This window comes from Streptomyces sp. NPDC055025, from assembly GCF_053608565.1.
Genome location: NZ_JBSGVS010000001.1, coordinates 305,007 through 329,696, shown reverse-complemented (window position 1 = coordinate 329,696; position 24,690 = coordinate 305,007). Strand labels below are relative to the sequence as shown.

The following is a 24,690-nucleotide window of genomic DNA, read 5'->3' as shown; positions in this document are numbered from 1 at the left end:
GTCACGGGTGTCTCTGCCGCACCGTGTGTGCAGTGTGCGGGGCGCTGGCTGTCAGGGAGTCTGGGGTGCGGGCGTCGTGGGCTGGGCAGGTGCCGTCTGCACGGTCGCGGGGGTGGTCTGCGCGGCCAGTTTGCGGTAGCCGGTGGCTGTAATGGTGTGCCACGACAGATAGAAGCCGACAACGGCAAGGATCCCCAGAACAGTTGTCGTGCCGAACAACAGGGGCCGATGTTCGACAGGGAACCGCCACAGGGCCAGGTCAGTGGCCAGGGTGAGCAGGATGCTGTTGAGGACCCAGCCGCGGCAGATCCTCAGCCGGGAGCGGGCGTAGTCGGCGCGTGCGGCCAGGGAGGGGAACTCGGCGAGCTTGAGGCGGGCCTGGGCGTAGGCGGCGGACGTGGGGAAGGACTGGGCGCGCAGTCTGCGGCGCGCGGGGGCCAGGGCGGTGTCGGCGGCACGGTCGACGAGGATGCCCAGCGCGTAGGCGGATGCGAGGGCTGCACCGGCCGCGAGGGATGTACCGACCATCGGCGCCAGGCGACGGCTGTTGTCGGAGCCTGCGATGGCTGCAGTGAGGACGCCCAGACCGGTGAGGAAGCCGATACCGACAACGAGGACTTCTACGAACATGGCGGTGGCGGCCACGACCTCGGACGGCTCGGGCTGCGGCGTTCGGGTCACAGGTCTATCCCCCAGATTTCTGCCATGTCGTAGAGCATCGTGTCGGCAAACGGGCCCTCGCCCCACAGGTCGCGCAGAGTGAAGCTGTCGTAATCGAGGCGTTCGAAGATGATGAGACTTTCCGGCTGCGAGGCCAGTATGAACCGGCCGTCCTCGAGGAAGTGGTCGCTGGTCGGGCCGAACTGGACATAGGCGCGGGCCAATTCGGCCCGTCGCTGTTCGGCGAATGCCGTCAGCCGGTAGTTGTAGTCGCTTATATCGTCGGGGATCGCTTGCTGGAGTACTTCGATGACCTCGTGGGAGAGCTCTCTGTCAAAAGAGTGGTGGGCGAATGTGCGATAGATGCGTTCCGTCTCCGCGAGGAGCTTGTTGCCGCGGGTGAAGTCAGGGTGCCGCTCCAGCGCCTCCATCACCCGACCGATCTCTGCCTCATACAGCTCTACCAGGGCAAGTGCACGGTACAGCGGGCGACTGACATCGGAGGGGATCTGCAGGTTGCCAGGGGGCTTGTAGGCCAGGCGGTGGTAGTCGTTGGCCCAGACGTCGACAATGGGGGTGCGGATCTGGATCTCGCACTCGTACGGTTGGCCGTCCGGGTCCGTGAAACCGCCGATGACCGGAACCTGGACGTGGAGCCGGGGATACTCGAAGCGTTCCTCACGGCCCGGCAGCATGCGGCGGTAGTCCTGGACGACGTCGTCGCTGACGTCGAAGGCCTCTTTGACCAGGGAAAGCGCCGGATCGAACAGCCCCGGGTGGCGGACGGTCATCCGCACCCCCACCTTGTCGGTGACGTCGTTCCAAGGGTCGGTGTAGCCCTTGCGATGGATCTTTGCGACGTATCGGCCTACGCCCTTGGTGCGCTGGGCGACGACACAGTCGAACCGGGCGAGGCCGGCGCGTCGGCGTATGTGGTCGGCGGTGCATCGGGCGGCTTCCTCGATCCGGGGCTCCTCCGCGAGGTAGCGGTGGAAGGCCTCATTGACCGTCAGTGTCACGGCTGTCTTCCAGGACGCTGGCGTCTGTCGTCTGTGGAGCCGAGGTCTTCTTCTTGCTGCGGCCGCCCGGTGGCGCCCATCCTTGGGTGTTGGTGACTTCGCCTGTCACGGTGGCCATGGTCCGCCCGTCGTCCAGGGTTTCGAAGGTGACGGTCTCTTGGATGACGTCCAAGGGGGCGACAAGGAAGGCGCCGCTGGCGAAGTCAACTCGCATCTTCTGCAGGCGCGGCTCGATCTGTTCGGTGTCCTTGACGAAGGTCCGGTCGGGGATGCCGTTCTCGGAGAGGTGAGCGAGGAACTCTCTCCTGTGCTCTCCTTTCAGGTGCAGGTCGGTGAACGTCCGGGGGGTGATGGTGTCCGGCGCGCTCTTGAGCTCGGAGAGAATCGCCATGGTGTAGTCGATGCGGGCTTGGGCGTCCTCGGGCTCGCTCAGGCGGCTGTTCACCCACTTGAGTGCGACATCGTGGAACCTTCCGGTCACCTCGGCCGGGTCCTCTGTGTACGTGCAGCCGAGGAACGTGCGGAGGAAGAATCCTGAGATGCGATTTTGGCTGCGCTGTCGGTCAGCTGCCCAGCCCTGCAGCAGGTCCGCCTCGACACCGTCGGCGGTGAACAGGGCGAGTTTGAACACGTTGGCTTTCTGGGTGAGCAGGAGGTCGGCGTAGAACTGGACGTCGAAGGTCCGCCTCCCTTGTTCCCCGACTCGTCGGGCCTGCATTCCGCTCTCTGGCTCCAACTTGATGAGAAGCAGGCCACGTTGCCGGGCCAACAGAACCTGAGCAACCACCAGCAGCCCGCTGGAAGCCGAGCCCGTCTGCGAGTCCTGAAGATGCCGGGCCAGCTGGCAGGAGGTCTCTACAAAATCCTCCTGTCCGTTCATAAAGTCGCGCACCCATTCCGGGAGGGGGGACTTGAGCTCAGGATCCTCTGTCACTGACAGGGCATGAGACTTCAAGATCCCGATCAAGCGTTTTTCCAGCGCGCTTTGGACTTTGCCCGTCAGCTGGCTGGCCTCATCGCTGAGCTCGACCGTGTAGTCCCTGGGATCTTTCTTCGCCCGTGTGGGTACCGAATGCACGATGGCCTGCTCGATGACGAGTTCACCAAAATTCGTACGCATCTCTACCTCGGTGTGTGGCCCGGTGCTCCACGTCGGAGGCGCCGGGAGGGTCGCAGACGCAGCCCCTGGACGGGTCGCTGCGGGATAGAGGCGCCCGCTGGGGGCATCCCCCGCGCGGAAGCGCCATGCACGGCAGGCTCCCCCCCCAGCCGCGTTGCTCACGCTCTGTCATGAGAGAGCGTAGTGGCTGATAACAACTCGTGTCCCCCAAGTCGTATGCACGTGGCTTATTTTGCGCGTGTGGTGGTTGAGACCTTCCGTCCGGAACGCACGTGAATAGGACGGCGTGGGGCCGAGCCGCCGATCGTACGGTAGGGGCAGGAAAGCCGCAGTGGGCTTGCCTTTTGCGGCTCGTAGAAGAGGTGCACCGGGGTTGTGTGCTGCTGGGAGATAGCCAGTTGCTGGCCAAGGACCGGAGTCGATGCTCCCGGGACACGGCCGGAAGTTGGCCAGCTATGCCCCTGCCCTGCGCCATGAGGGCCGGCGTTGCGGCGAGAAAAATTCGCATGTGCCGCCCTTGGCTGGACGAATGCAGTAGGCGCGTCAGCATGACGGCCGGATTTCCGCCCGCGCGGTAGCACGGTTCGGTACTACGGCTGCGGATGGGCATGGCGGTGCGTCACAGTCCCCTGATACGCGGCGGGCGGCGCCCACCAGTCGGTGTCCCGCAGGGTCTGCCGGTCGATACGTTCCTGCGGCACGCGCACTCCCAGTTCCAGCCGGTCGATGACCTCGGCGGGCATGCCGAGGAAACGGGCCAGGGACTGGGCTTTCTGCGCGCGGACCGGCTCCGCAGTCATGTCCGGGCCGACGGGCTGGGCGCGGGCGACGGCCTGCCACAGCGGGTGGCTGATGCCGGCCGTGAGGCCTGCTGCGCGGGCGGCGGTGACGAACTGGTGGGCTGCCTCGATGCCGGCGATGTCGACGTCGCCGGCGTAGTCGATGCGGCCGGGGTGGATACTGGTGAGGTCGTGCAGGCGGGTCAGGTCGGTGACGAGGGCTGATGCGGCGTCTCCCCCGCCAAAGATGACTGCGGCGTAGGGGGCCGGGCTCACGGGGCGCAGTACGTGCCAGGCGGAGTCGAAAGTGGCACGGTTCTCGACCACCAGCAGAGGGCCGCTGGAGTGGAGGACCGCGATGCGCAGGGCGCCGGTGGGGGCTTGGCAGGCCAGGTCTTCGAGGCTGAGGCGTCCGGGGTTGAAAAGAGGGCTGGCAGCCAGCGCGGTGAGGCGCTTTTCGTCGTTGTAGATCTGCAGTGAGCGTTCTTCGCGCGCGATGACAGGCCGCGGCTGGCCCGTGGTGGCCAGAAACCAGCGATTGAGGCGGACGGCGTCCAGGCGCAGGTGGGTGGGCGGGTGGGAGGTGCGTATCCAGGCGGGTGCCCATTGCATGGTGGGGCCCCAGGGTTCGTCCGCGGGATCGAGTGCCTGGTGCGGGGGGCAGTGGTTGGCAGGGACGGCGATGCGGGCGGGCAGGCGTGGTGTGCCTGCGTCCCAGAGTCTGCCTCCGGTGGCGGGGAGTGTGACGAGCCCGGCGTCTGCCAGGTGGCTGAGGGCGTGGGCGAGGCGCGCACGGGTGTTCCACGGGTCGGGCCAGCCGGGGTCGGCCCGGGCCCATAGACGGTGCACGGCGGCTGCCGTCAGGCGGTGGTGGCGAGTGTTCAGAAGGAGATCGGCGAACAGGTCGAGGACGTCCTGGGGCGGCAGGGGTGCGGGCTGGGTCATGGGAGTTCGTCTTCGTCTGTGTGGGCCTGGTCGGTGTGGACGGTCGCGGCGGAGAGGGCGGGCCAGGTGGGCAGGTCGGGATCGGGGCTGCGGTCGGTGTCGCGTTCGGTGGCGGAGATGTAGAGGGTTCCCTGGTGCAGGAGTGGCTGGAGATCGGTGTCGTCGATGCCATAGGGGATGACGATGTTGGCGCTCTCGCGGCGGGAGACCCTCAGCTGGATCATGCCGGGGAAGACGGTGAGGGCGCCTAGGTCGCGGATGCCGGTGAACGGGATGAAGCGGACTCCCAGGGAGGTGGCGATGTCGCGGGCCAGGCGCAGGAAGTCGGGCTTGGTGACCTTGGCGAAGGGGTTGTCGAGCAGCAGGGTGGTGTGGCGGTGTCCGTGGACGGCGGCGCGGCGGGCGGCAAGGAGCGCGGCGAGGACGAGGGCGAAGGTGACGCCTTCGCCTCCGGAGGTTTCCACGGCGAGCCGATCAACGGGTTTGTGCTGGGGATCGAGCGGGTCGGAGGGGATCAGGACGTGGGCGTTGAAGGCGGGGGTGACGGCCTCGACGAGACTGTAGATGGTGGAGTCGGCGTCGAAGTCGGGGCGGGCCAGGTGGGTGTGCGGGTCGAACCAGGTCTGCAGCAGGGACAGGACGGCGGCCTTGCGGCGGTCCTTCTTCATGTCCAGGCCGGTGAGTTTGAGCAGGGGGCGGCCTGCCCAGCAGCCCAGGGCCGGTGTCACGGGCAGATAGGAGTCGGTGACCGTGGCCTGCACGCCGCGCAGCAGTTCCTGGACCGCAGCGAAGGCGGTGCGGCCGGTGTCTTCCACACGGTCGTTGAAGGAGCCAACGGTGTGCCGCAGCAGGGCGCACCGTGTGGTGGCGTTGTGGTGGTGGGTGTCGGCGTCCTGCAGGAGAGCGGTGCGGCGCAGGCCGCGGAGCATGTGGACGAAACTGTCGCCTGAGACGACATCGGGGTCGGCGTCACGAAGTACGGCTTCGAGGTCCTCGAGTTGCCTGTTGGCGAGTGCTTCGCGCTGGCCGAGCCGGTGGTGCAGGCCGGCTACATCGCTTTCCAGTGCGGTGCCGGCGTCCTCCAGTGCGGCGCTGGTGTCAGGCTCGGACGCTCCCGCTGTGGCCAGCTGCCTCAGGCGCTGCACGCTGTCGGGCGCGGGGTCGGAGGGGGGATGCGCGGCAATGTGGAAGGCCCGGTCCTCAAGATCGATGACAGAGGTGAGTCCTCCGCTGGAGGCGGCCAGCAGGGGCAGGCCGACCTGAAGGAGGGCGATGGCCTGGGTGGTCAGGTCACGGGCGGCACGGGCCTGGCTCAGCGCGGCCAGTGTGCTCTCCTGGAGCTGGTCGGCCTGTGTTCGTGCGGTGAGAGCGGTCTCGCGTGCCACGGTGAGCCGGTCGAGGATGTGCTGTGCCTGTTCCGCAGTGGCGGCTTGGTCTTCCGGTTCGACCTGGGGCGTGCGGCGCAGTCGGCTGTGCTCCTCTGCCGCTGTGCTGAGCTCCGTGCGAGCGTGCTGCAGATCGCTCTTCAAAGCTCCGATGGACGCACTGAGCCGGAGGATCTGTTCCTGGGCCTGGGCAGCGGTTCTGGTGTGGTCGTCCGCGCTGTGCTGGGGGTGTTGGGCAAACAGGCTGCGGGCGGCGTCCTGGATGCGCGGAGGTTGCTTGCCGACTTGCTTCTCAAGGGCTTCGGCCTCGGTACGGTAAAGGGCCTGTTCGGCCGCCAGCTGGGGGTCGCCGGCCGCGGTGCTCCAGTGACGGTGGCGCGCGGCAGCGAGTTCTCTGAGTGTGCCAAGGTCGAGGTCTGCGTCTGCCGGATCGATGTGGTCGCTGTCGGTGCAGGTCCCGGCCACGAGAGCGCGGGAGTCGCCGGTCAGGGTGCGCAGTTCTCCAAGGTCGGCGAGGATGCGGTCGCGTTCTTCCTGTGCCCGGGCACGGTCGGTGTGTGCGGTGTCCTGGGCCGTGCGGGCTTCGGCCATCGTGGCAACGGCCTGGTTCTTGTCGTGTTCGGCCCGTGCTGCCTCGTCGTCCACTTCGGTGCGGCGGGCGGCGTGTTGGGCGAGCGGTGCCAGGCGGCCTGCACGCTCGGTGACGTCGGTCAGCTCATGGTGGAGTTCACGCAACTGCTGCTGGGTATCTTCGAGCTGAGCGGCGGCATCGGTGAGCTCGGCATGTGCCTCTCCTCGTGCCCGCTCTGCCTCCGCGCAGCGTGCTGTGAGGGCCTCGACATCATGCGCGACGGTGTGCAGACGGTGCGCGCCGATGCGTTCGCTCCAGTCGATGACCCGGCGGCGCAGGTTCTCAATCTGGTCGTAGCGGGTGCCGAGGTCGTAGCGGTGCTGTTCGCGGCGTTCGGCTTCGGCATGGCGGGCGGCGGTCTGAGGGCGGGCGGCTTGCGGCGACCAGTGGCCCGCGTCGGGCAGGATGACGGTGACGTCATCGGGAAGGGTGGTGGCTGCTTCGAGCGCCTGCGGCATGGCGATGACCAGGGGGGCCTGCAGGTTGGGCTGTGTCTGGCGGGCGAGGTCGATCACCCGGCCCCAGTCATCGGGGATATTGACGACAATGCCGTCGGCCAGGGCCGGGTGCTTGTGTACGACGGCCTCGGCCACCGTGGCGGGCAGTTGGGAAAGATAGGCGTAGGCGCTGCGGGCACCGAATTTCAGGTCGTCGGCGCGACGGCAGATGTCGGCGACTTCTGGCCTGGGCGGGAGCAGGCCGGTGTCTTCCAGGGCGGCTGCGGCCCGTCGGGCGGTGGCCCCCTGTACTGCGGCGTCCAGTTCCCGGCTCTTGGCCTTTGCGGCGGCGAGAGCCAGGAGTTCTGTGATGGCCTGGTCCTGGTCATCGAGTCGGATCGGGTCGTAGTCGAGGAGTGCGCTGCCGCAGAGTTGTTCGGTGAGAGTCTCGGTTTCGGCACGCAGTTCGTTCAACACGTCGTGCTGCGTTGCGAGGTCTGCATGCGCCCGGAAGGCCTCTTCGACGCGCAGTGTGTGGGTCCGGCCGAGATCTGCGACCAGGCCGGTGAGCCGGTCGTGGTCGTCGTGGAGGGTGTCCTGTTCGGCGTGCAGGGCCTCCTGACAGGCCACCGCTGTCTGCAGTACGGCCTGCGGATCATCACTGTCGTTCAGGATGCCCGCGCGGACGGCGTCTTTCAGTGACGCATGGATGCGCTCCAGTTCGGCCCGGCAGCCCTGCAGTCGGGTGTCGGCTTTGGTGTGCAGGGTGGAGGCGGCGAGGAAGTCACTGCGGGCGGTGTCGGTGCGCTCGTCGGCCGCTTCGATCGCGGTGGTCGCGGCGGTTTGTTCCGTATTCAGGCGTTGCTCGTCGCTGGTCAGCCGCTGGGCCAGGGCCAGCGCGGCGGATGCTGCGCGGCGGCGCTGGGGTTCGGCCCCCTGGCTGCGGGCGGCGAGCGCGGCGCGGATGTCCTGCATGCGCCGGCGGAGCGTGTCCTGGCGTACGAGCACGGCCGCGGTGGTGGCCGCCTCGACGCGTAGCTGGGCTGTGGTGAACTCCTGCTGGCGTGCTGTCAGCTGTGTCTGGGTGTGCTGCAGGAGCAGTTGGGCCAGTTGGAGCTTGCCTGCGCTCTGCCGGGCGTGGGCATCGGTGTAGGACGCCAGGGCGCTCTGGAAGGCCTTCTCCGCCTCGGCGTGGGTCCGGTCGTGCCGGTCGTGGTCGGCGGCGCGGTCGGCGGCTTGCCGTTGCAGCAGGTGGCGGGCGTCCAGGAGGTGGTCGACGAAGTGGTAGCGGCTGGACTCCAGGGCCGTCAGGTGGTGACGGTGGACGGTGAGGGCCTCGGTGTGGCAGGTGAGGTTGCTGACCAGCGTGAGCCGGCGCCGGTCGACCTCGAGCTTGTCTGCGTCCTCCCCCAGGTTGGTCAGGGCGACTTTGAGGTGGCTGATCAGGTCCGGTGAGCCGGTTGCGTCGATGAGGCTGTTGAGGAAGGCGCGCGAGGTGTCGTAGGTGAAGACGTGGTCTGCGGCGCCCTCGTCCTGGTTCATGGCAAGCAGCCAGCTCTTGACGAACTCGACGTCGATCTTGAGGGTCTGGCGCAGATAGCGGTCCCAGTCGTTCTGCTTTTCGGTTGCTTCAATGCCTGTACCGGGATGTTTGCCACGCACGCTGAGGATGTGGGTGTGCCATTCGGCGTGGTCCAGCAGACGCTGGCCGCTGCGTAGGGGCAGCGCGGCCAGGGACGGGACCTGGGCCGTGGCCGGCAGGGCCCAGAAGTATTCGGTGACGGGATCGTCTTCGGTGCTTGCGGCCGGCTTGGTCAGGCAGGCGCCGAGGAAGAAGCGCTGTGCTGTGCGTCGTGCGTCAGCTGCGGGAACTTCGACTTCGAGGATGATGTGGGTCGGAGCACCGCCGGGCACATAGTGCTCGATGCGTTTTTCCTTGCCGCGTTTCTTCTGCCGGCGCTGAGCGACCCGGGGCAGGAAGTGGTCGGCCCGGGGAAGCAGTACGTGGATGAGGAAGGCCAGGAGCGTCGACTTGCCGCCGCCGTTCTCCAGGCCGATCACGGCGTGGGTGTGTCGGGACAGGTCCACGGTGAGATCGGGCACCGCGACCTTGTCCCGTACCCGCAGGTTGACGACCCTGAAACCGAGCAGAGGTCCCATGGCTCACTCCCCCGCTTCCGGCACCGCAGCGGACAGTGTCGGTGGTGTGGTGCGGGTGATGGCGTAGGCCTGCAGGTCGGTGAGGAGGTTGTCGGCGAGCATGGCCCGGCAGCGGGCCAGGAACAGGCGGCGGGGGCGGTAGAGGTTGTCGCGGACGGTGGTCCCGCCGGTCTTGACGACCAGACGCTGGCTGTGGAGGAAAGACAGGACTTCGTGCACCAGGTACTCCGCGCTGCGGCGCCCGGCGCGCTTGGCGGTGGGGACATGGCCGGGCAACTGCAGCCAGTGCCACCACAGGGGCGCCTCGCCTTCGGCAGGGTCGGTGGCCTCGCTCTCTTTGTGCTGTGCGTAGTCGGCGATGAAGTCAGCGAGTTGGGTGGCGGTGCAGGTCGCAGTGGCGGCGGAGGGGTCGGTGAGGAGCTCGTCGAAGTCGGCGGCCGACGGGGCGACGTAGGCGAGCAGTGCGACCGGGACCAGCAGTCGCATGGCACGGGCCGAGGCGTGTTCGAAGTTCTTGTTCCAGGGCAGGTCGGCCGCGCGCTGGGGCCAGGCCCACGGCCCGCTGGGGTCGGTGTCCAGGAGCAGGCCGTGGTGCGGGTCGGCCATTGCCACAGAGCAGCCGACACCTTCGAGGATGTCGTCGACGAGATGGCGGAATGCGGCATCGCTGCGGTAGCGGTCGAGCAGGGTGCGGTAGTGGGCCGCCTGTCCGCTGTTGCCGGGCGCGGCGGTCACGTCCAGGGCGAACGCCAGCAGGCGTCCGGCTTCTGTTCCGTCCATGGGGTCCTTTCTGCGAGACAGATGGGTCGTGCAGGCTGGCCGCTGTCTAGTCCGGGCGCGGGATGAGTACTAGCTCGTCCCCATTGATGGCGCCAGCGGGTAGCGGGGTGCCGGGCCGGACGACAACGAGACGGCCGGTGAGGAAGGCGTCAGCGGCGGGAGACAGGTCGTCCTCCACGGTGTTGAAGCCGCCGTAGGCGCTGGTGACGGTGACGGCGAGCACCCAGGGCACGAGGCGGCCAGCGGGGGCATCGAGGCTGTCGAGAACGCCGGAGTGGGGCAGGCCGTCCAGCAGGGTGGACAACCGAGTGGGTGTGGCGATGCCGGCCAGGATGCGGTGGACGGCGTCCAGGACGGCCGGGTCCAGATCGTTCATGGAGTTGCGCAGGTCTCCGATGTCGAAGGGGGCACGGCTGTCTCCGCCGGGGCGGCGGGCGGCGGGCATCATCACGTCTTTCAGGCGCGGCAGGCTGAGCACGCGGGGAGTGCGGGGTCCCAGCAGCCGGACCATCAAAGGCTCCAGGAGGTCGGCAGCGTCCTGGGGCGGCATGTCCAGCAGCGGCGCGAACAGCTGTCCTTGCGGGTTGATGGTCAGTCGGCGCGGTGTGAACAGCTGGCGGTCTTGTTCGGCCTCGTAGGCGGCACGCACTTCGGCGCCGGTCTTCTGCAGCTTGAACAGGGCGATGACCAGGTCACGCAGGGTGCTGCTGAGGCGTTGCAGGCGTGCGTAGTCGGGTGCGTGCAGATGCAGGTGCTCAGCAACGGCGTCTGCGAACTTCTCCTCGGCTTCGACCTGTTCGCCGACGAGAGTGATGATGTCCGTCAGGCGGGGCATGACCTCGCTGGCGTAGTCGACGTCGCGCACGTTGTAGGTGATGCGGCGCAGCAGGCTGTGCAGTTGGGCGGAGAGTCCGTGGACGCTGAGGGTCCGGCGGTCGACGGAGTCGAGGACTTCGTCGTAGTCACGGCGCTTGAGCATGCGTTCGGACCGGTACCGCTCGGCGGAGAGCCGGTCGAAGGGGTCGAAGTCGACGAGGTTCTGGAAGACGTTGATGGCCTCTGGCGTGGCGCGGAGCACCGGTTCGCTGCTCTCGTCGTCCGCAGCGGCGGTGACGAACGCGAAGGACTGCATCACGTAGTGGGCCTGGGCGCGATCGTCGGGGCGTACGTAGCGGTCTGTCATACGGGTCTGCCGGTCGCGTTCGTTCACCAGCAGATCGATGACAGCTTCGGCGATCTCACGATGGATGGCCTGTGGGTCCTGGGGCCGCTGCCAGGCGCACAGGCTGGTGATGTCATCGACGAGGGCAGGGCGGGGCCGGCCGCCGCTGAGCCGGTCGTTCTCGATGACCAGGTGGAGGGCACCCAGCAGCACGGTGATCAGGTCGTAGTCGTCCCAGCCGCGGTGGCTGCGACGCAACGCGTCCAGACGGACGAAGAGAGCGGCTTGGAGGCCTGCCGTGCGGCGCTGACGGACCTGCCACTGGTCCAGAAATCCCTGGAGCTGCTCGTTGAGCTGTACAGGCAAGACGCCCCCTGTCGCGCCCACGCAGGCACACGCCCGCCTGCATGTGACGTACTGAAATGGCCTGCCGACGCGTCAACGGAGAGGTCAGAGATCCGCCCCAACTCCCCCAGCCCGTGACGGTCGCGTGGCAAAGTCCGGTGATCGCGAAACGGCTCAGCAGCCGCTCTTCGCCAACAACTTGCCTTTTTCGAGGAGCTGTTCGGCATCCAACACCGAACTGGGCTCCTACCTCTTCCAGCGGGGCGGCGGCCGCGGGCAAGCGTCACAGCCCGGGCTGGGCGGCTCCTCCCAGGCGACCGGCAGCCCGCCGCAGAGCACTCCCTTGCTGGTGGCTCTCCTGCCACCAGATCCGCGCACCTGGCGCCACCTCCTTTTACCAAGGCCGGCAACATCACGTTTCCCTGGCGGGGAGACCCGCAAAGCACCACGTCACCTCCTCATCTCGCGTCGTTCTCGAAAGCTATCCGCCGCCACTGACAACACCCACTAGAATCCGCCGAATTCGACGAGTCTTGGCCAGTCATCGGTGACTCGAATTCGCATCCCTGTGCAGCTTGGTGGCTGCGGATTCCACCCGCAGGCGTCTCCGTATCCCCTCGCTCTCCCCTTGGGCAGTACTATCCGGCAGAACACAGCCGACCTGCGGAAACGAGAGGTTGGGGCGAGATCACACCCCGCGAGGACCAGTTCCCAGACCGCGGTGCGGGCGTGGCGGTCCTACGTGTCGATCCCTGCCAAATTCAAGCCAGGTTGGAGCGGGCGACAGGCCAGGCTCGACAACCGGCAGTCCGAACATTTATTCCCGCGGGGGAATTTAGAGCATGCATTCGATTGCAGTGCGCATCGGGACACGTGCCGCCGCGATTCCCGGATCCGGTGATACCAGACAAGCCGCAAGAGAACTGGGCGGGGCGAGCTCGTAACGTCGTCCGTCGCGCACAAAGACCCAGAGGGCGTTGACGCTATGGGAGGCAAGACAGGCGGGGTCGGAATTCACGGCTACAAGTACCGACGTACGGACAATGTACGGTGTCCGTACGAAATATGGGCGCCCTTCGTACGCTTCGTGGGATAGAGTCGCAGCGGAGGTGTCCCATGTCCGAGTTGTTCGACGCGGTGGACGCGCTTGTCGCGTCCCGGTCCCCGCTGCCGCCGCCTGCGGAGCGCAAGCGTCTGCGCCAGGCCCACGCCCTCACCCTGGACGAGGTGGCTGCCGCCCTGGACGTGCGCCGGGCGACCGTCAGCGGATGGGAGTCGGGCAGGGCTGAACCACGGCCCCCGGAGCGGGAGGCGTACGCACGTCTGCTGAAGCAGCTCGCGCGGCTCTATCCCGCCCCCGACAGCTCCGCCGCCGCGCAGGAGGACACGACGGTGGTACAGACGCTCACTTCCCCGCCGACCGCAGCGCAGACCCGGCCCACGGACGGCGCGCCAGAGCCCGCGGCCACCACTGCGTCCGCCACCACTGCGTCCGCTCCCGGTGCCGCCGCTCACGCACCGGCCGTTCTTTCGTCTGCGGCGCGTGCCGCCCGGCCGTCGCCGTCCTCACACCGCCCGGACATGAAGAAAGCTGCCCCCACGAGCACTTCCGTGCCCGGCGGCGCGCACGCGCACGGTCCGCTGCTCGTCCTCGACGCCGACGTTGAGCGGCAGGTGACCGGTTACGGCACCGGCGGCCTGATCCTGGCCGTGCCCGCCAAGTCTCTGCCCGTGCTGGTGGAGTGGGCGCTGGCCCAGGCCCAGCTCGGGGCCGAGAAGTTGCACGGCTCGGGCCGGGACGGCGACCCTCTGCTGGTGCTCAGCGCGGCGGCGTGCGAGCGCTACGGCCTGCCCGCCGCGCTGTCCGAGGCTGAGCAGATTGCCGGGCGGCTCGGGGACAGACACAAGGTCCTGGGGCAGCTCGATCGCGGAAACTGGCAGCTCACCAAGCGGGGGTTGGGGCCGTGGGCGCGGATCTACCGCCCCGCTCAGGGCAGCCGTCGCCAGTGCGTGCAGCTGTGCATTCCCTCCTGGCACGCTCTGGACGACCGCGCCTGGGGACCTGCCGCCCGGCTCGAGCCTGCGGACCTGGCCCGGGTGCTGGGGGTGTACGCGACGCGGGTGATGACGCCGGTCGGCTCCATGGCCGTCACCGGCCTGGAGCTGATGACCGCGCTCAACCCGCCGACCCGCGCCAGCGAGCCGGACCAGGACGGCCGGCGGCACGCCGAGCACCGGCCCGGGGCACTGGGCACGCAGCCCCTGGACCCGGCGCCGTGCGAGGCGACCGACGGACATCCCGTCCTGGCCAACCTCCCCCGCTTCCGCGTGCGCGGCCCCGGCGAGAGACTGTTCGAGGAGGCCTACGACTGGGCGCGGGATCTGACCGATGCCGAGTGCATGCAGCGCTGCCTGGTCGGCATCGACGTCAACCTCGCCTTCGGCGCGGCCGCCAACGGCGCCGTCGTCGGCCTGGCCTCTCCGCCCGTGCACGTCACCAGCCCCGTCTTCGATCCAGCCATGCCCGGCTCCTGGCTGGTCGACCTCTCCCATGTCGACCTGTCCCGGGTGAAGGTCGCCAAGCAGTGGCGAGAGCTCGACGCCGCGCTGCTGCCCAGCCCGTTCACGCCGAGTGGCGAACGCCCCACCGGCCCGGCCTGGTACGCCACGCCGACCGTGGCGTACGCCGTGGAGCTGGGCTACGACGTCGCCCCGATCGAGGCCTGGGTGCGGCGTGAGAGCGGCCGGTTCCTGGACGGCTGGTACAAGCGGCTGCGCGACGCCTACGTCGACACCATGGCGGATCTCGGTGTGGGCGAGAAGCTGTCCCCGGCCGAGTTCCTTCAGGCGATGGACGGCTACCGGCAGCGTGATCCTGAGCTGGGGATCGTCGTGGACGCGGTCAAGATGACCGTCAAGGGCGGTATCGGCAAGCTGCAGGAGAAGGCGCGTGGCGGCGGCTGGAAGCCGGGGCAGGCCTGGCCCGCTCTTGCCCGGCCGACGTGGCGGCCGGACATCCGGGCGACCGTCATCTCCCGGGCCCGGATCAACATGCACCGCAAGATGCTCCACCTGGCCGCGGCCACCGGCCAGTATCCGGTCGCGGTCCTCTCGGACTGCGCCGTGTACGCCGCCGACGGACCCAGCCCCCTGGACGTCCTGCCCTACGGTGCCGACGGCAAGACCGTGCCGGGCAGCTTCCGGCTGGGAGTGTCGCCCGGGATGGTCAAGCACGAGGGCACCCAGAGCGTGCTGTGGGGCGCGGACGTGCTCGAACAGCTCGGCGCCGACGGCAAGGTGGCCAACCTCGCCCGCTACATCAAGACCGGCGAGGTCACCGCCAAGGACACCGGAGAATAGGGGGACACAGGGCTGATGGTCACGGTCGCGGAAGAACTCGACAAGGCGGTGCAGGGGGCGTTCACGCGTCCCGTCCCCAAGTCGGCCGGGGCGCAGATGCGCTACCTCGTCAAAAGGCACGGCGGCCGGACGAAGCCGGTCGCCGAGCTGCTCGGCATCAGTCAGCGCACTGTAGAGCGGTACGTGGGCAAGCAGATCAAACACCCCCGCCCGCAGCTCGCCGACCGCCTCGAACGCGAGGTCCGCGCACGCTGGCAGCCGCAGATCAGAGCCAGGGCCAAGCAGGCCGCTGCCTCCACGAGCGGCATCATGATCGATGTCCAGGCCCGGTTCGGCTACACCGCCGCCCCCGGCAGCACCGACCAGGCCCGCGTGCGCCACCTCACCCTCGCCCTGCCGCCCCGTCACGCCGCCCGTCTCCTCGAAGCCCAGGAGGCTGGCATGGACGAGGACGACCTCCGCCAGGTCGCCGCCGAGGCCCTGGGCGAGGTCTACTTCCGCGACAACGGCCGCCGCGCCCACGGCCTGGAAGTCGAACTCACCGACCTCGTCGACCTCCAGTTCGAGCTGTAGCCGGACAGGACAGGCGCAGAAAGGCATCGGGGCGGAGGTGTGACAACAGGGGCATTGCCCGGCCCCGTCTGCAGAGCAGTGCCGGTCTGGATCTCGTCCGCTGTCCAGCCTGTGAGGACAAGCAGCAGGCCGTCCAGCGGACCGCCGACCAGTTCGGCGTAGTCCCTGCCATGCTTGGGGCCGGGGATGGTCGTGGTCCTCGCCGTCGATCCGGCGTCGCGGCAGCTGCTCGTCATCACGGTCCGTCCGTTCAGCCGCGCAGCTGCCGCTGACACCGCGCGGCCGTCGCCACGGGCGTGGTGGCCGCTGGCGCTGGCGTCCCGTGCTCCACAGCTGATCGGCGGCGGGGTCGGGCAGGACGGTCATGCCCGACCCCGTCGCCTGCCGCAGCCATCATTCCCGCGCACTTGGCCCGGAGCGCGTTTCGGCGGGGCGGTTCAGTAGGTCGCGGCCTCACCGACCTGTCGGTGGATCAGCAGTGCGGGCTGGTCGGCGTCTCGCCGCCGGGCGGGGCGGGAGTCGGGGCGGGCAGGGAGGCCGCTGGGGCCGTCGGGCCGTTCGGCGGACGCGCCCAGCAGGGCGCGGATCTTGCGGGCGAAGCCGGGGCCGGGCAGCGGCAGCTCGCTTTCGGGTTCGCGGAGATAGCCGATGGCCACGGCGGTGGGCATGTAGGTCATCAGCTCGGCGACCAGGGCGGACCGGGGGCGGCTGACATGTCTGGCCAGGCGGCGCAGAACCCGCAGGATCGTGGTGATGGTCGTGTCCTCGTGGTGGAGGACAAGTGGGTCACTCAGGTCGTTGTCCCAGTAGATGGAGGTGCGTACGTGGGGGGTGTGCGGTTTTGCCTTGTCGGTCTGCACTTCGTTGGTCTGGGTGTGCCACCAGCGGGCGGTGTGGGTCTCGCCGAGGGAGAGGTGGTGCAGGTAGAGGCAGTAGGCGGCGGCGGGCTGGCCGGCGCCGGCGGCGTACTGCCACCAGAAGCGGGCGCCGTCGTCGGTGTCGGTCAGTTGCAGGACGCAGGCCAGGACCAGTGCGCTGCGGGGTTCGGGGAGTTGGTCGGTGACGAAGGCGGAGACGGCGGCGGTGGGGGTGTGTCTGACCAGGGTCTCGCACAGCGCGCGCAGGTCCTCGGCTGCGGCCGCCGACGCACCCGATACACGGCCCGGGGTGACGGCAGAGAGGATGGCCGGGTCTGCCTCGCGGGGAGGGACGGTCTCGCGGGGCACCGGACGGTTGGGGACCAGTAGTGCCCTGGAAAGGATGTTTTCGAGTCTGGTCATGGGGTGGGTCCTCCGGGTTGGGGCGGCAGCTCGCTCGTCTCGATGGTGTCGTCCAGGAATCGTGTGGCGTGGCGTTCGTCGGACCGTACTGCGGCGACCGGGATGCCGAGGAGATCGGAGACCTTCGCGGGGGTGAAACCGCACATGCGCCGGAGCACCATGACGTCGAGCTGGGCGTCGGGCAGTCGGCTGATCGCCGTGAACAGTTCCAGGTTCTCGGTCAGCTGCGCCGTCTGGTCCTCGATGGAGGTCTGCGCGCGCTGGGAGACGGTGTCGAAGGCTGCCTCCGCCAGCACGGGCCGCTCATCGCGGAAGTCGGCCTTGGCCTTGACGGTGGCGCGCAGGACGCCCCAGGCGTAGCGGCGGATGTCGGGGCTGGCCAGCGCCTCGTCCCAGGCGAGCCAGAGGATGGCGAAGGTGTCCTTTACTGCGGCGTCGCGTGCTTCGTCGGGGAGGAAGGCTCCGGCGTAGCGGCGGTAGTCCTCCTCCACCATGGTGCGCAGTGCACCGTGGTCGATGGGCGGTCCGGAGCGGGCGGTGGCCACGGCGATGGCGCCCTCGGTGGAGCGGTCGACCCAGTCCCGGCTCTTGCCGGCGTCCAGGGCCGCCTGCTTCCAGAGCCGGTGCAGCGGCCAGCCGGGAAGGTCCAGTTGGCGGGCCAGGCTGTGGATGACCTCCCAGCGCGGGTAGTGGCCCACACCGCGGAGGAGTTCGGAGAGCTTGGACTTGGCCAGCGGGACACTGAGGCTGAGCTCGCTGAGGGTGAGGCCGCTCGCACGGTAGCGCTCGCGGGTCGGCTCCAGCCAGGCCCGGTGGGAGCTGCCGACCGTGGCAGCGATCGGGCCGAGTTTGCGGCCGGGGCGGGCCGGGGCCGGCTCGGAAGCCGGCCCCGGCGTGCTGAACGACATCGTCACGGAGCGCCGTCCTCCTTGTCGGGCACCGCCGCCACACGGTGCCCGGAGGCCGTCGTGGCCCGCGAGCGAAGCGCGCGCAGGACCTGGACCACGGTGAGGCCCAGTACCGGGGCCGTCCCGCCGATGAGCGCCGCGTGTCCCATCGCCGTCATCGCCATGCTCCAGCCGAACACCACTGTCATCAGCGCCAGCGCCATTGCCGCCGCTATCAACTTCTTGTCCATCACCAGTCCTCGGTGTCATGCCGCAGTCATCCGGAAGACCACGTCAAAGGGGGGTCCCCCAACGGACGGGTGCCGAGCCGCCGTTGAGGGAGCCTCAGCATGGACCGCCGCAGGCGCATTACGCGACGTGATCAAGGAATCACGGAACATTAGGAGTCGCGGACGGTCACCAGCGGGGCCGGAGACGACCGTTCCGGTGCACGTAGCGCACACCACGGGGCCCGGCGGGTGAAGTTCCCGATTCTCCTTGCAATCCCGCCAGCGACCCCGTCATATGGAGACAGGACACCTCGGTGTCGCCCTTCCATCCGGAAGAGGCCCGGCCCCCGTGCCGAAAAAAAGGGGGCCGTGCCAGCCCGTTCCCGCCCGGCCCGGCATAGAGGCCGGGCGGGAACGGAGCACCCCTTGCAGGGAAAACGACCGTAGCGCAGGCCGCTGACAACACATCCTCCGGCGACGGTCCCGCCTCACCCCCTGGCGGCGCGCGGCGCACCGCATTGACCCGGGCCGTCAGCGCGTCGGCGGCGAGGCCCTGCTTGTTGGCGGTGTGGTCGCCGATCGCTGGTCAAGGGCGAGCGTGATGCTGTGGGCCAACGTCGTGTCCGCCGTCGCGGAGGCCGCGGCCGTCGTACTGCTCCTGGCGGGTGCGGCGCACGTGTGGCACCTGGTAGCCATGTCCGCTGTCTGCGGCGCTGCGGCGGCGTTCTTCACCTTGATCGGCACCTACGGCCAGATCAAGGCGAAAAACGCCATCAAGGACCCCGGGCACGCTGTACGGCCCCGAGGAAATTCCCGACGACGCGCCGAAGTTCCTACGCGACCTCGAAAAGGTTCGAACGCTCGGGCGTAGCGGGAACCCGCCGCCCTCTGGGCTCAGACATTGGCTGGGCGTGGCAGACCAGCAATGTGCAGCCAGGTCTTGGCGGTCTGTCGGCCAGCGGCCTCAAGCTCGGCCGCCGCCCAGCCGTAGTGGCTGTACAGGCGTCGTAGCATCGCCAGGGTCGCGAGCGGAGCGCCAGCACAACGAAGAGCGGCTTCCTGGGGGCTGATCTGCATCTGCCGGTATTCGAAGTGATCGTCCGGTCCGGTCACTGGGGCACCTGGAGCTTCCGCATAGAACATCATCAGGCCGTGAGTCTGCCCATGTGCGATGGCTGAGGTAGCCCGCCACAGCAGAGCGCCCAGCTGGCTGCCACCTGGTGCGATGACATCGCTGGCCATCTCTGTGGTGCTGGGCACCGGATGCGGGCCGAGGTAGCAGGGCCGCACCTTGTCCATGATCTTCCCCTTGACGGAGAAACCGTGGTGTCGGGCAGCACGAAGGATGCGTTCGGTGCGCTCTCTCACGTGTTGGCGAACGGCTTCTGCTTCGGAGGCGTGGTCGTTCCCCAACATCAGCGACTGCTCTTTCAGGCTCTGCAGTCGGTAGTTCATGTAGCGCCGTACCCGCTCCCGGGCACCGATGTCCGGCTCCAGCAGGAACCAAGGCTTGGTGGCGATGTCCAGGGCGCTGCGAGCCACCGTGTGCGAAGCCATCAGGCCACTAGGAGACGTGAACAGCATGCCCAGGCCGTCGAGATGGTCCATGACTGCCGAAGTCGGCGATATGGCGGCCAGATGCGCGTCGTGCACCGGGCGCGCTCCCCACTCGCCCGCCAAGTCGTCGTCCTGCAGTTCAAGCGCGGCCGGCGAGCCCGGCAACGCCCGGCCGCGGTGCCGGGCGTAAGTGTTGTTGAACTCCTCGTGGAGTATTTGCAGGGAGCCGCTCAGCACATGCCACGCATCTGTCGTCACAGCTTCGACGGTAGGCTGCACCCCAGCCACGTGCTCGCGAATTACCGACGCGGATGCGGCAGATACCGACGGCTGCGGAACATCACCGTCGGGGCCGACTTTTCCCCAGAGCAGGTCCGGACCCAGCCCTCCAGCCGGGCACGGTCGGACGACATGGGCGGCGCGGCGAGGGCCGAGCCGTTCGTCACGTAGGCCCCGGGCATCCGCTGGTCCGGCGGCGCTGACGCGCAACATGGGCGAGCGCGCCCCGATCCCCGGCTGCGTCCGCGCCACCCATCCCGCCCCTCCCTCATCCTCAACTCCAGCCAGGGCATGGGCGAAGGGGGTCGCAACCGAGATGTCAGCGGCCGGAGCACGCCGTACGCCTCGCAACGTCTACGTTGCCGCCGCCGACCGGGATCTCCGGATAGTGCTTCTTCACCCAGGACAGAGCCTGCGCCTGCCAGTCGCTGTAACCGTCGGACGAGTCGAAGCACAACGCATCCGCGCCTGCCTCCAGCAGGGCCGGGACGCGCTCCCGATAGTCGTGGGTGTTGATACCCGCGCCCACGCGCAGACGCTTGGCATCGTCCACGACCTGGTTCGGGAAGCGCTTGTTGTCCGCGTAATCGGAACGGAACACCAGATGTTGCAGGTGACCCTCGGTATCCAGCACCGGGAGGCAGTCCAGCCGTTCGTCCCACAGCCGCGCGTTGGCTTCGGAAAGCGTGATGTCAGGCCCGGTATGGGCCAGGCCGGCGACAGCGGTCATCCGGCCACTGACCGGTCCGTCCAGATCATGACGCTGGGGATGGAAGTCCCGGGAGGTGGCTTCGTTCACGTGAAGTGGTTCTGACTCACTTTCCGTGGAGCATGCACGCTGAGTGACGGGTCTCGGGTGAGTCAGCCTTGGGGAAGTTGCCCGGAATCGGCCCGTACCAAATGCGATGTGGCCGACAGTGCGGCCCGTGGAAGAATTAGTGCTCCGGCTGGAGGAGTTGCTGTTCCCGTCGATTGCCGATGTGGCGGTGCTGTCGGTCGCCGTGAACGACGAGGCGGTACGCATAGAGGTCCGAAGCACAGCGGCTGGGGCCATCTGTCCCGGATGCGGGACCTGGTCACTGCGGATTCACAGCTCCTACCTGCGGTTTCCTGCTGATGTGCCCAGCGGAGGAAGACGGGTCGCTCTCTGTTTGCGAGTCCGCAGGTTCCTCTGCCCGGTCATCTCGTGCGGGAGGCGGACTTTCGCGGAACAGCTGCCAGGGTTGACCCGTCGGTACGGTCGGCGGACCGAGCGGCTGCGGTCGACGCTGGCCGCGGTCGGGCTCGCGCTCGCCGGTCGCGCCGGTGCCCGCATGGCGAGCGTGATCGGCGTTTCCGTGAGCCGCAGCACAGTACTGCGGCTGGTCGAAGCGTTGCCCGATCCCGATGTCCCAGCCCCGCGGGTGGTCGGTGTCGATGAGTACGCGACCCGCAAAGGCCGCCACTACGCGACTGTCCTGGTCGACGTCGAAAGCCGGCGTCCAGTCGATCTGCTGCCTGACCGGGAAGCATCCAGCCTGGCCGCTTGGCTCGTGAAACGGCCCCGGGGGGAGGTGGTCTGCCGAGATCGGGCACCGTTCTTCGCCGAGGGGGCCACGGCCGGGGCACCACAAGTGGTACAGGTCGCGGACCGGTGGCATCTTTGGCACAACCTGAGCGAGGCTGCGGAGCGGTGCGTCGCAAACCACCGCGGATGCCTGCAGGTCCTGGCACCGGATCCAGCCCAGCCTGCCCCCGAGCCGAAGAAGCTCGAAGATCCCTCCGGATCGCCCTGGCCAAGGGGACACCGGTTCGCTGACCGCACCCGTGTGAACCACGCGACCGTCCACGAACTGCTGGCCGCCGGGCTCAGCCGGAGGGCGATCGGCCGCCAGCTCCGGATGACCTCCCGCACCGTCAAGCTCCTCGCCGACGCAGCCACCCCGGAGGACCTGTTCCGCGAGCAGTGGCAGGGCCGGCCATCCAAACTCGACGCCTTCAAGCCCTACCTGGATGCCCCCTGGAACCAGGGCTGCACGAACGCCTGGACGGTGTGGGAGGAGATCGTGCCGCTCGGCTATCAGGGCAGCTACCAGCGGGTTCGCGCCTACTTCCGGGAGAAGCGACTCTCGCCTGGCCCCGTCACGTCTCGGCCACCGTCACCCCGCGTCGTCGCCGGATGGATCCTTCGCCGGCCGGAGACCCTCACCGAGACGGAGCACCTTCGGCTCAAGGCCATTCTGGTCCACTGCCCTGAACTCGAAGCCCTCACCGGCCACGTCCGCTCCTTCGGCCAGATGCTCACGGAGCACCAGGGCGAACGGCTGCCGCAGTGGCTCGACGCCGTCCGGCGAGACAACCTCCCCAGCCTCCACACCCTCGCCGCAGGCATCGACCGCGACCGCGACGCCGTGATCGCCGGCCTCACCCTGCCCTGGAGCTCAGGCGTCGTCGAAGGCCACGTCAACCGAATCAAGATGCTCAAACGTCAGATGTTCGGCCGCGCCGGCTTTCGCCTCCTCCGCAAGCGCGTCCTGCTCTACTCGTGAACCGCAGGTCAGATCATTGTGGGCGGCCAGTTGGATTTCCCCGTCCGCGGCCGTCTGATGGGGAACCAACTGGCCACAGGACCGGTGACGGTCAACGACTTGGTTCGCGCTCGTCATCCATCATGTTCCGCGGGTTCCCGCGACGGCCGGACCGAGATCGGTGGGGAGGTGGCGCACTGCCAAGGCGACGGCTTCCTCGGCTGTGGCGGCCTCGCCGAGAACGTCATCGGAGAGCGGATGCCTCTTCACGCGGAAAGGACTGCCACTGTGTGACGGGACGATGGCCACCTCATCGCGGAACGGGTATCCAGTGCAGGAGCTGAAGCCGAGCGTCCAGTGGCTGGAGAATACATAGAGCTGTCGCAACCGTGGTTCTGCATGAGCCGCTTCCACGAGTTCACCGAACCCTGTGAAATCCGGTTCCTTGGCCGCCTCCTCCCGCATTGTGCGCCACTGCAGCTCCACCACCGCGGCCAACCCGCGTTCGTGAGCTTCGGCGCGCTTGCTGGAGCGCAGAAACGACAGCTCCGCCCGCAGCTCCTGCAGGCTCCTGCCCTGCCCCCATGCCGCTCCAGCCCTGACGACATCCGCCAGGTCGGGCGTGGCTCCGGTGATGAGTTCGACTCCGTGACTCCACCCGGAGACACCGAACCAGCGGCTCTCCGCCCCGATGTGAACGGATAGCGGCTTGCGCTCAGGAACCGACGAGGCGATGCCCGCCGAAACGAGTGGGCCCCAATCGCCGGCTACCACTGTGAGATCGGCACCGAGTTCGGCCGCCAGCTGTTCCAGCGCTGCGCCCAGGCTGCCCGCAGCAGCCAGATCAGGGTAAAGGTCAGAGTCCACCTTCATAGTCTGCCGTCGCGACGCCACCAAGAAAACGGCGATCAGACTCGCAGCGAGGCCGTGGGCACGTGACTCCGACTGTCCGTTGCTCACGGCCAGGGGAGCCATTGACATCACACTCAGTCAGCCCTCCACGGAAAGTGAGCCAGAACCACTACTCGTGAATAAAGCCAGTGCTCCCTGAAAGCCGCGTCAACGCCAGCGCGCCGAAGAGCGATCTCGTCGCACGGTACGGCTTCCGCACCAAGCCCATCTACATCCGTCTGCGCTACCTCGGCGCCTCTCCCCTGCCCTTCAGCGAACTCACCGTCCGCGCCGAGGAACTGGCCGCCTGGTCCCCCGGGGTGCGCACCGTCTTCGTCCTTGAGAACAAGATCACCTACCTCTCGCTGCCGCCGGTCCCCGACGCCATCGCCGTCCTCGGCTCCGGATACGCCGCAGCCCTGCTGCATCACCTGCCCTGGCTCAACGACGTCGACCTCTGTTACTGGGGCGACATCGACACCCATGGCTTCGCCATCCTCAACCAGGTCCGAGGACGCTTCCCGCACACCACGTCTCTGCTCATGGACCACGCCACCCTCCTCGCCCACGAGTCCCACTGGGGCCATGAGAAGAGCCAGGCACGAGGCGGCCTGACACACCTCACCCCCGAGGAGGCCCACCTCGACCAAGACCTGAGGACCGGTGCCTACCGGCCGCACCTACGCCTGGAGCAGGAGCGCAACGCCATCACCGCCGTGCGAGAGGCCCTGACGCGGCACCGGAGGTGACACCTGCTATCTGGCCAACCTCCTGGGTACGGGCGCGGCTGCCGTATTCCATGGGACCGCGCCTGCGGCGAGGCGGACAGAGACGCAACTGGGGAGTTGTTGGGAGCGAGGGTGGGACGGATCTGTGATGTCAGGGCCGGGTGCAACAGGTCGAGGACTGCTTGGTGGTAGACGGCGTAGACCTGGGGCAGTTCAGCGAGGTGGGCGCGTTCGTCGAGGCCGTGGAGTCCTTCGTAGGGGACGCCGAAGCCGGCGGTGGCTGCGATGTTGCCCTGGCTGGCCAGCAGGTTGGCGATGTTCGAGGGGCCGGCTGTCTTGGCTCTCGGGTCGAGTCCGCTCTCCTTGGCTGCGTGCAGCGGTGCGGCGGCGGGCTCCTGACCGGGCTGGAGTTGGAACGGGGGCCACGCTGCGACGACTTCGATGACGGTGGGCCGCGGGCCGGGCATGTCCCGGTCGAGGGTGCGGGTCACGTCGTGGAGAAGGCTTCGGGCGTCGGCCTCGCCAAAGGCCGGGGTGAGGCGTATGTCGATGTTCAGGACGCACAGGTGGGGTACTACGGAGAATCCTTCTCCGCTGTGGCAGGCGGTGACCGAGATCTTGGGTGGCAGCGGGAACGGGTCGCCCGGTGCTGGAGGTGGGAGGGGGATGCTGTCCAGGGTGTGGATCAGGTGAGCGGCGCGGGAGGTCGCGCCGGTCGTGGGGTGTCTGGAGCCGGAGTGTCCGGATGCGCCGGATACCGACAAGCGCCCGATACCGCTCAGGACGACGGGGACTCCGAAGGGGGCAAGGGCCTTGGCGATGACGGGGCGGGTGGCGAAGCAGCGGCCCGCACGCAGCCGTGCTGTCATGTTCAGCCCATCCCTTCCTTCCGCGGTACTGGCGCGCGGTCGGCTGCACCAGGCAGGCGGATACCATCTGGGGCGCTCTGCCGGTATCAACGTCATTCCTATCCCT

The 24,690-nt window shown here is 68.3% G+C and carries 18 protein-coding genes and 1 pseudogene; 4 read left to right on the top strand and 15 right to left on the bottom strand.

The window, feature by feature from the left end:
* Positions 1-51: 51 nt before the first annotated feature.
* The 7 genes from ACWGDX_RS01290 to ACWGDX_RS01260 all read right to left on the bottom strand — a co-directional run bounded on the left by ACWGDX_RS01290 (position 52) and on the right by ACWGDX_RS01260 (position 11,444).
* Positions 52-681, bottom strand: a complete 630-nt coding sequence (locus tag ACWGDX_RS01290; protein ID WP_453620968.1) for a hypothetical protein — start codon at positions 679-681, stop codon at positions 52-54.
* A complete protein-coding gene (locus ACWGDX_RS01285) occupies positions 678-1,679 on the bottom strand; it encodes a hypothetical protein (protein WP_453620966.1) in 1,002 nt (333 codons plus the stop codon). The genes ACWGDX_RS01290 and ACWGDX_RS01285 overlap by 4 nt, the downstream gene beginning before the upstream one ends.
* On the bottom strand, positions 1,660-2,799 hold the full coding sequence (locus ACWGDX_RS01280) for a nucleoid-associated protein (RefSeq protein ID WP_453620964.1): 1,140 nt from the start codon (positions 2,797-2,799) through the stop codon (positions 1,660-1,662). Before ACWGDX_RS01280 ends, ACWGDX_RS01285 begins: the two co-directional genes overlap by 20 nt.
* Before the next feature lie 590 nt (positions 2,800-3,389).
* The gene (locus tag ACWGDX_RS01275; protein ID WP_453620962.1) at positions 3,390-4,523 is read right to left on the bottom strand and encodes a hypothetical protein; all 1,134 of its coding nucleotides are present in this window, start codon (positions 4,521-4,523) and stop codon (positions 3,390-3,392) included.
* The gene (locus ACWGDX_RS01270) at positions 4,520-9,136 is read right to left on the bottom strand and encodes a hypothetical protein (RefSeq protein WP_453620961.1); all 4,617 of its coding nucleotides are present in this window, start codon (positions 9,134-9,136) and stop codon (positions 4,520-4,522) included. The genes ACWGDX_RS01275 and ACWGDX_RS01270 overlap by 4 nt, the downstream gene beginning before the upstream one ends.
* Positions 9,137-9,139: 3 nt before the next feature.
* Complete coding sequence (locus ACWGDX_RS01265; RefSeq protein WP_453620959.1) at positions 9,140-9,916, bottom strand: hypothetical protein; 777 nt, start codon at positions 9,914-9,916, stop codon at positions 9,140-9,142.
* Positions 9,917-9,962: 46 nt separating this feature from the next.
* Complete coding sequence (locus tag ACWGDX_RS01260) at positions 9,963-11,444, bottom strand: hypothetical protein (RefSeq protein ID WP_453620958.1); 1,482 nt, start codon at positions 11,442-11,444, stop codon at positions 9,963-9,965.
* A 1,095-nt stretch (positions 11,445-12,539) separates the two neighbouring features.
* Here ACWGDX_RS01260 and tap point away from each other — a divergent pair.
* The gene (tap, locus tag ACWGDX_RS01255) at positions 12,540-14,783 is read left to right on the top strand and encodes a telomere-associated protein Tap (RefSeq protein WP_453620957.1); all 2,244 of its coding nucleotides are present in this window, start codon (positions 12,540-12,542) and stop codon (positions 14,781-14,783) included.
* A gap of 15 nt (positions 14,784-14,798) precedes the next feature.
* Positions 14,799-15,356 (top strand): telomere-protecting terminal protein Tpg, encoded by a 558-nt coding sequence (tpg, locus tag ACWGDX_RS01250; protein WP_453620956.1) that lies wholly within the window; start codon positions 14,799-14,801, stop codon positions 15,354-15,356.
* Here tpg and ACWGDX_RS01245 read toward each other — a convergent pair.
* The 6 genes and pseudogenes from ACWGDX_RS01245 to ACWGDX_RS01220 form a co-directional block, all read right to left on the bottom strand.
* A pseudogene (locus ACWGDX_RS01245) lies at positions 15,275-15,581 on the bottom strand (hypothetical protein). The gene tpg and the pseudogene ACWGDX_RS01245 overlap by 82 nt on opposite strands.
* Positions 15,582-15,793: 212 nt before the next feature.
* Positions 15,794-16,636, bottom strand: a complete 843-nt coding sequence (locus ACWGDX_RS01240; RefSeq protein WP_453620955.1) for a hypothetical protein — start codon at positions 16,634-16,636, stop codon at positions 15,794-15,796.
* A complete protein-coding gene (locus tag ACWGDX_RS01235; RefSeq protein ID WP_453621032.1) occupies positions 16,633-17,544 on the bottom strand; it encodes a sigma-70 family RNA polymerase sigma factor in 912 nt (303 codons plus the stop codon). The genes ACWGDX_RS01240 and ACWGDX_RS01235 overlap by 4 nt, the downstream gene beginning before the upstream one ends.
* 2 nt (positions 17,545-17,546) lie before the next feature.
* The gene (locus ACWGDX_RS01230; RefSeq protein WP_453620954.1) at positions 17,547-17,774 is read right to left on the bottom strand and encodes a hypothetical protein; all 228 of its coding nucleotides are present in this window, start codon (positions 17,772-17,774) and stop codon (positions 17,547-17,549) included.
* 873 nt (positions 17,775-18,647) lie between these two features.
* The gene (locus ACWGDX_RS01225) at positions 18,648-19,568 is read right to left on the bottom strand and encodes a hypothetical protein (RefSeq protein ID WP_453620952.1); all 921 of its coding nucleotides are present in this window, start codon (positions 19,566-19,568) and stop codon (positions 18,648-18,650) included.
* Positions 19,569-19,908: 340 nt separating this feature from the next.
* Positions 19,909-20,388 carry an IMP dehydrogenase gene (locus ACWGDX_RS01220; RefSeq protein ID WP_453620950.1) on the bottom strand — a complete coding sequence of 160 codons (480 nt, stop codon included), beginning with the start codon at positions 20,386-20,388 and terminating at the stop codon, positions 19,909-19,911.
* A 127-nt stretch (positions 20,389-20,515) separates the two neighbouring features.
* Between ACWGDX_RS01220 and ACWGDX_RS01215 the strand changes: the two genes are divergently transcribed.
* Positions 20,516-22,117, top strand: coding sequence for an ISL3 family transposase (locus ACWGDX_RS01215; protein ID WP_453620948.1), 1,602 nt, complete (start codon positions 20,516-20,518; stop codon positions 22,115-22,117).
* 120 nt (positions 22,118-22,237) lie between these two features.
* On the opposite strand, the gene ACWGDX_RS01210 is transcribed toward ACWGDX_RS01215, so the two are convergent.
* A complete protein-coding gene (locus ACWGDX_RS01210; protein WP_453620946.1) occupies positions 22,238-22,963 on the bottom strand; it encodes a DUF6193 family natural product biosynthesis protein in 726 nt (241 codons plus the stop codon).
* 173 nt (positions 22,964-23,136) lie between these two features.
* Between ACWGDX_RS01210 and ACWGDX_RS01205 the strand changes: the two genes are divergently transcribed.
* A complete protein-coding gene (locus ACWGDX_RS01205) occupies positions 23,137-23,736 on the top strand; it encodes a Wadjet anti-phage system protein JetD domain-containing protein (protein ID WP_453620944.1) in 600 nt (199 codons plus the stop codon).
* Here ACWGDX_RS01205 and ACWGDX_RS01200 read toward each other — a convergent pair.
* Positions 23,655-24,584: a peptidase dimerization domain-containing protein gene (locus ACWGDX_RS01200; protein WP_453620942.1), complete on the bottom strand. Its 930-nt coding sequence runs from the start codon at positions 24,582-24,584 to the stop codon at positions 23,655-23,657. The genes ACWGDX_RS01205 and ACWGDX_RS01200 overlap by 82 nt on opposite strands.
* Positions 24,585-24,690: the final 106 nt, after the last annotated feature.

Bases quoted from the DNA above. Each gene is read 5' to 3' on its own strand.
- ACWGDX_RS01280 (WP_453620964.1), bottom strand. From the start codon at position 2,799: ATGCGTACGAATTTTGGTGAACTCGTCATCGAGCAGGCCATCGTGCAT.
- ACWGDX_RS01275 (WP_453620962.1), bottom strand. From the start codon at position 4,523: ATGACCCAGCCCGCACCCCTGCCGCCCCAGGACGTCCTCGACCTGTTC.
- ACWGDX_RS01240 (WP_453620955.1), bottom strand. From the start codon at position 16,636: ATGACCAGACTCGAAAACATCCTTTCCAGGGCACTACTGGTCCCCAAC.
- ACWGDX_RS01230 (WP_453620954.1), bottom strand. From the start codon at position 17,774: ATGGACAAGAAGTTGATAGCGGCGGCAATGGCGCTGGCGCTGATGACA.
- ACWGDX_RS01265 (WP_453620959.1), bottom strand. From the start codon at position 9,916: ATGGACGGAACAGAAGCCGGACGCCTGCTGGCGTTCGCCCTGGACGTG.
- ACWGDX_RS01270 (WP_453620961.1), bottom strand. From the start codon at position 9,136: ATGGGACCTCTGCTCGGTTTCAGGGTCGTCAACCTGCGGGTACGGGAC.
- ACWGDX_RS01200 (WP_453620942.1), bottom strand. From the start codon at position 24,584: ATGACAGCACGGCTGCGTGCGGGCCGCTGCTTCGCCACCCGCCCCGTC.
- tap (WP_453620957.1), top strand. From the start codon at position 12,540: ATGTCCGAGTTGTTCGACGCGGTGGACGCGCTTGTCGCGTCCCGGTCC.
- ACWGDX_RS01235 (WP_453621032.1), bottom strand. From the start codon at position 17,544: ATGTCGTTCAGCACGCCGGGGCCGGCTTCCGAGCCGGCCCCGGCCCGC.
- tpg (WP_453620956.1), top strand. From the start codon at position 14,799: ATGGTCACGGTCGCGGAAGAACTCGACAAGGCGGTGCAGGGGGCGTTC.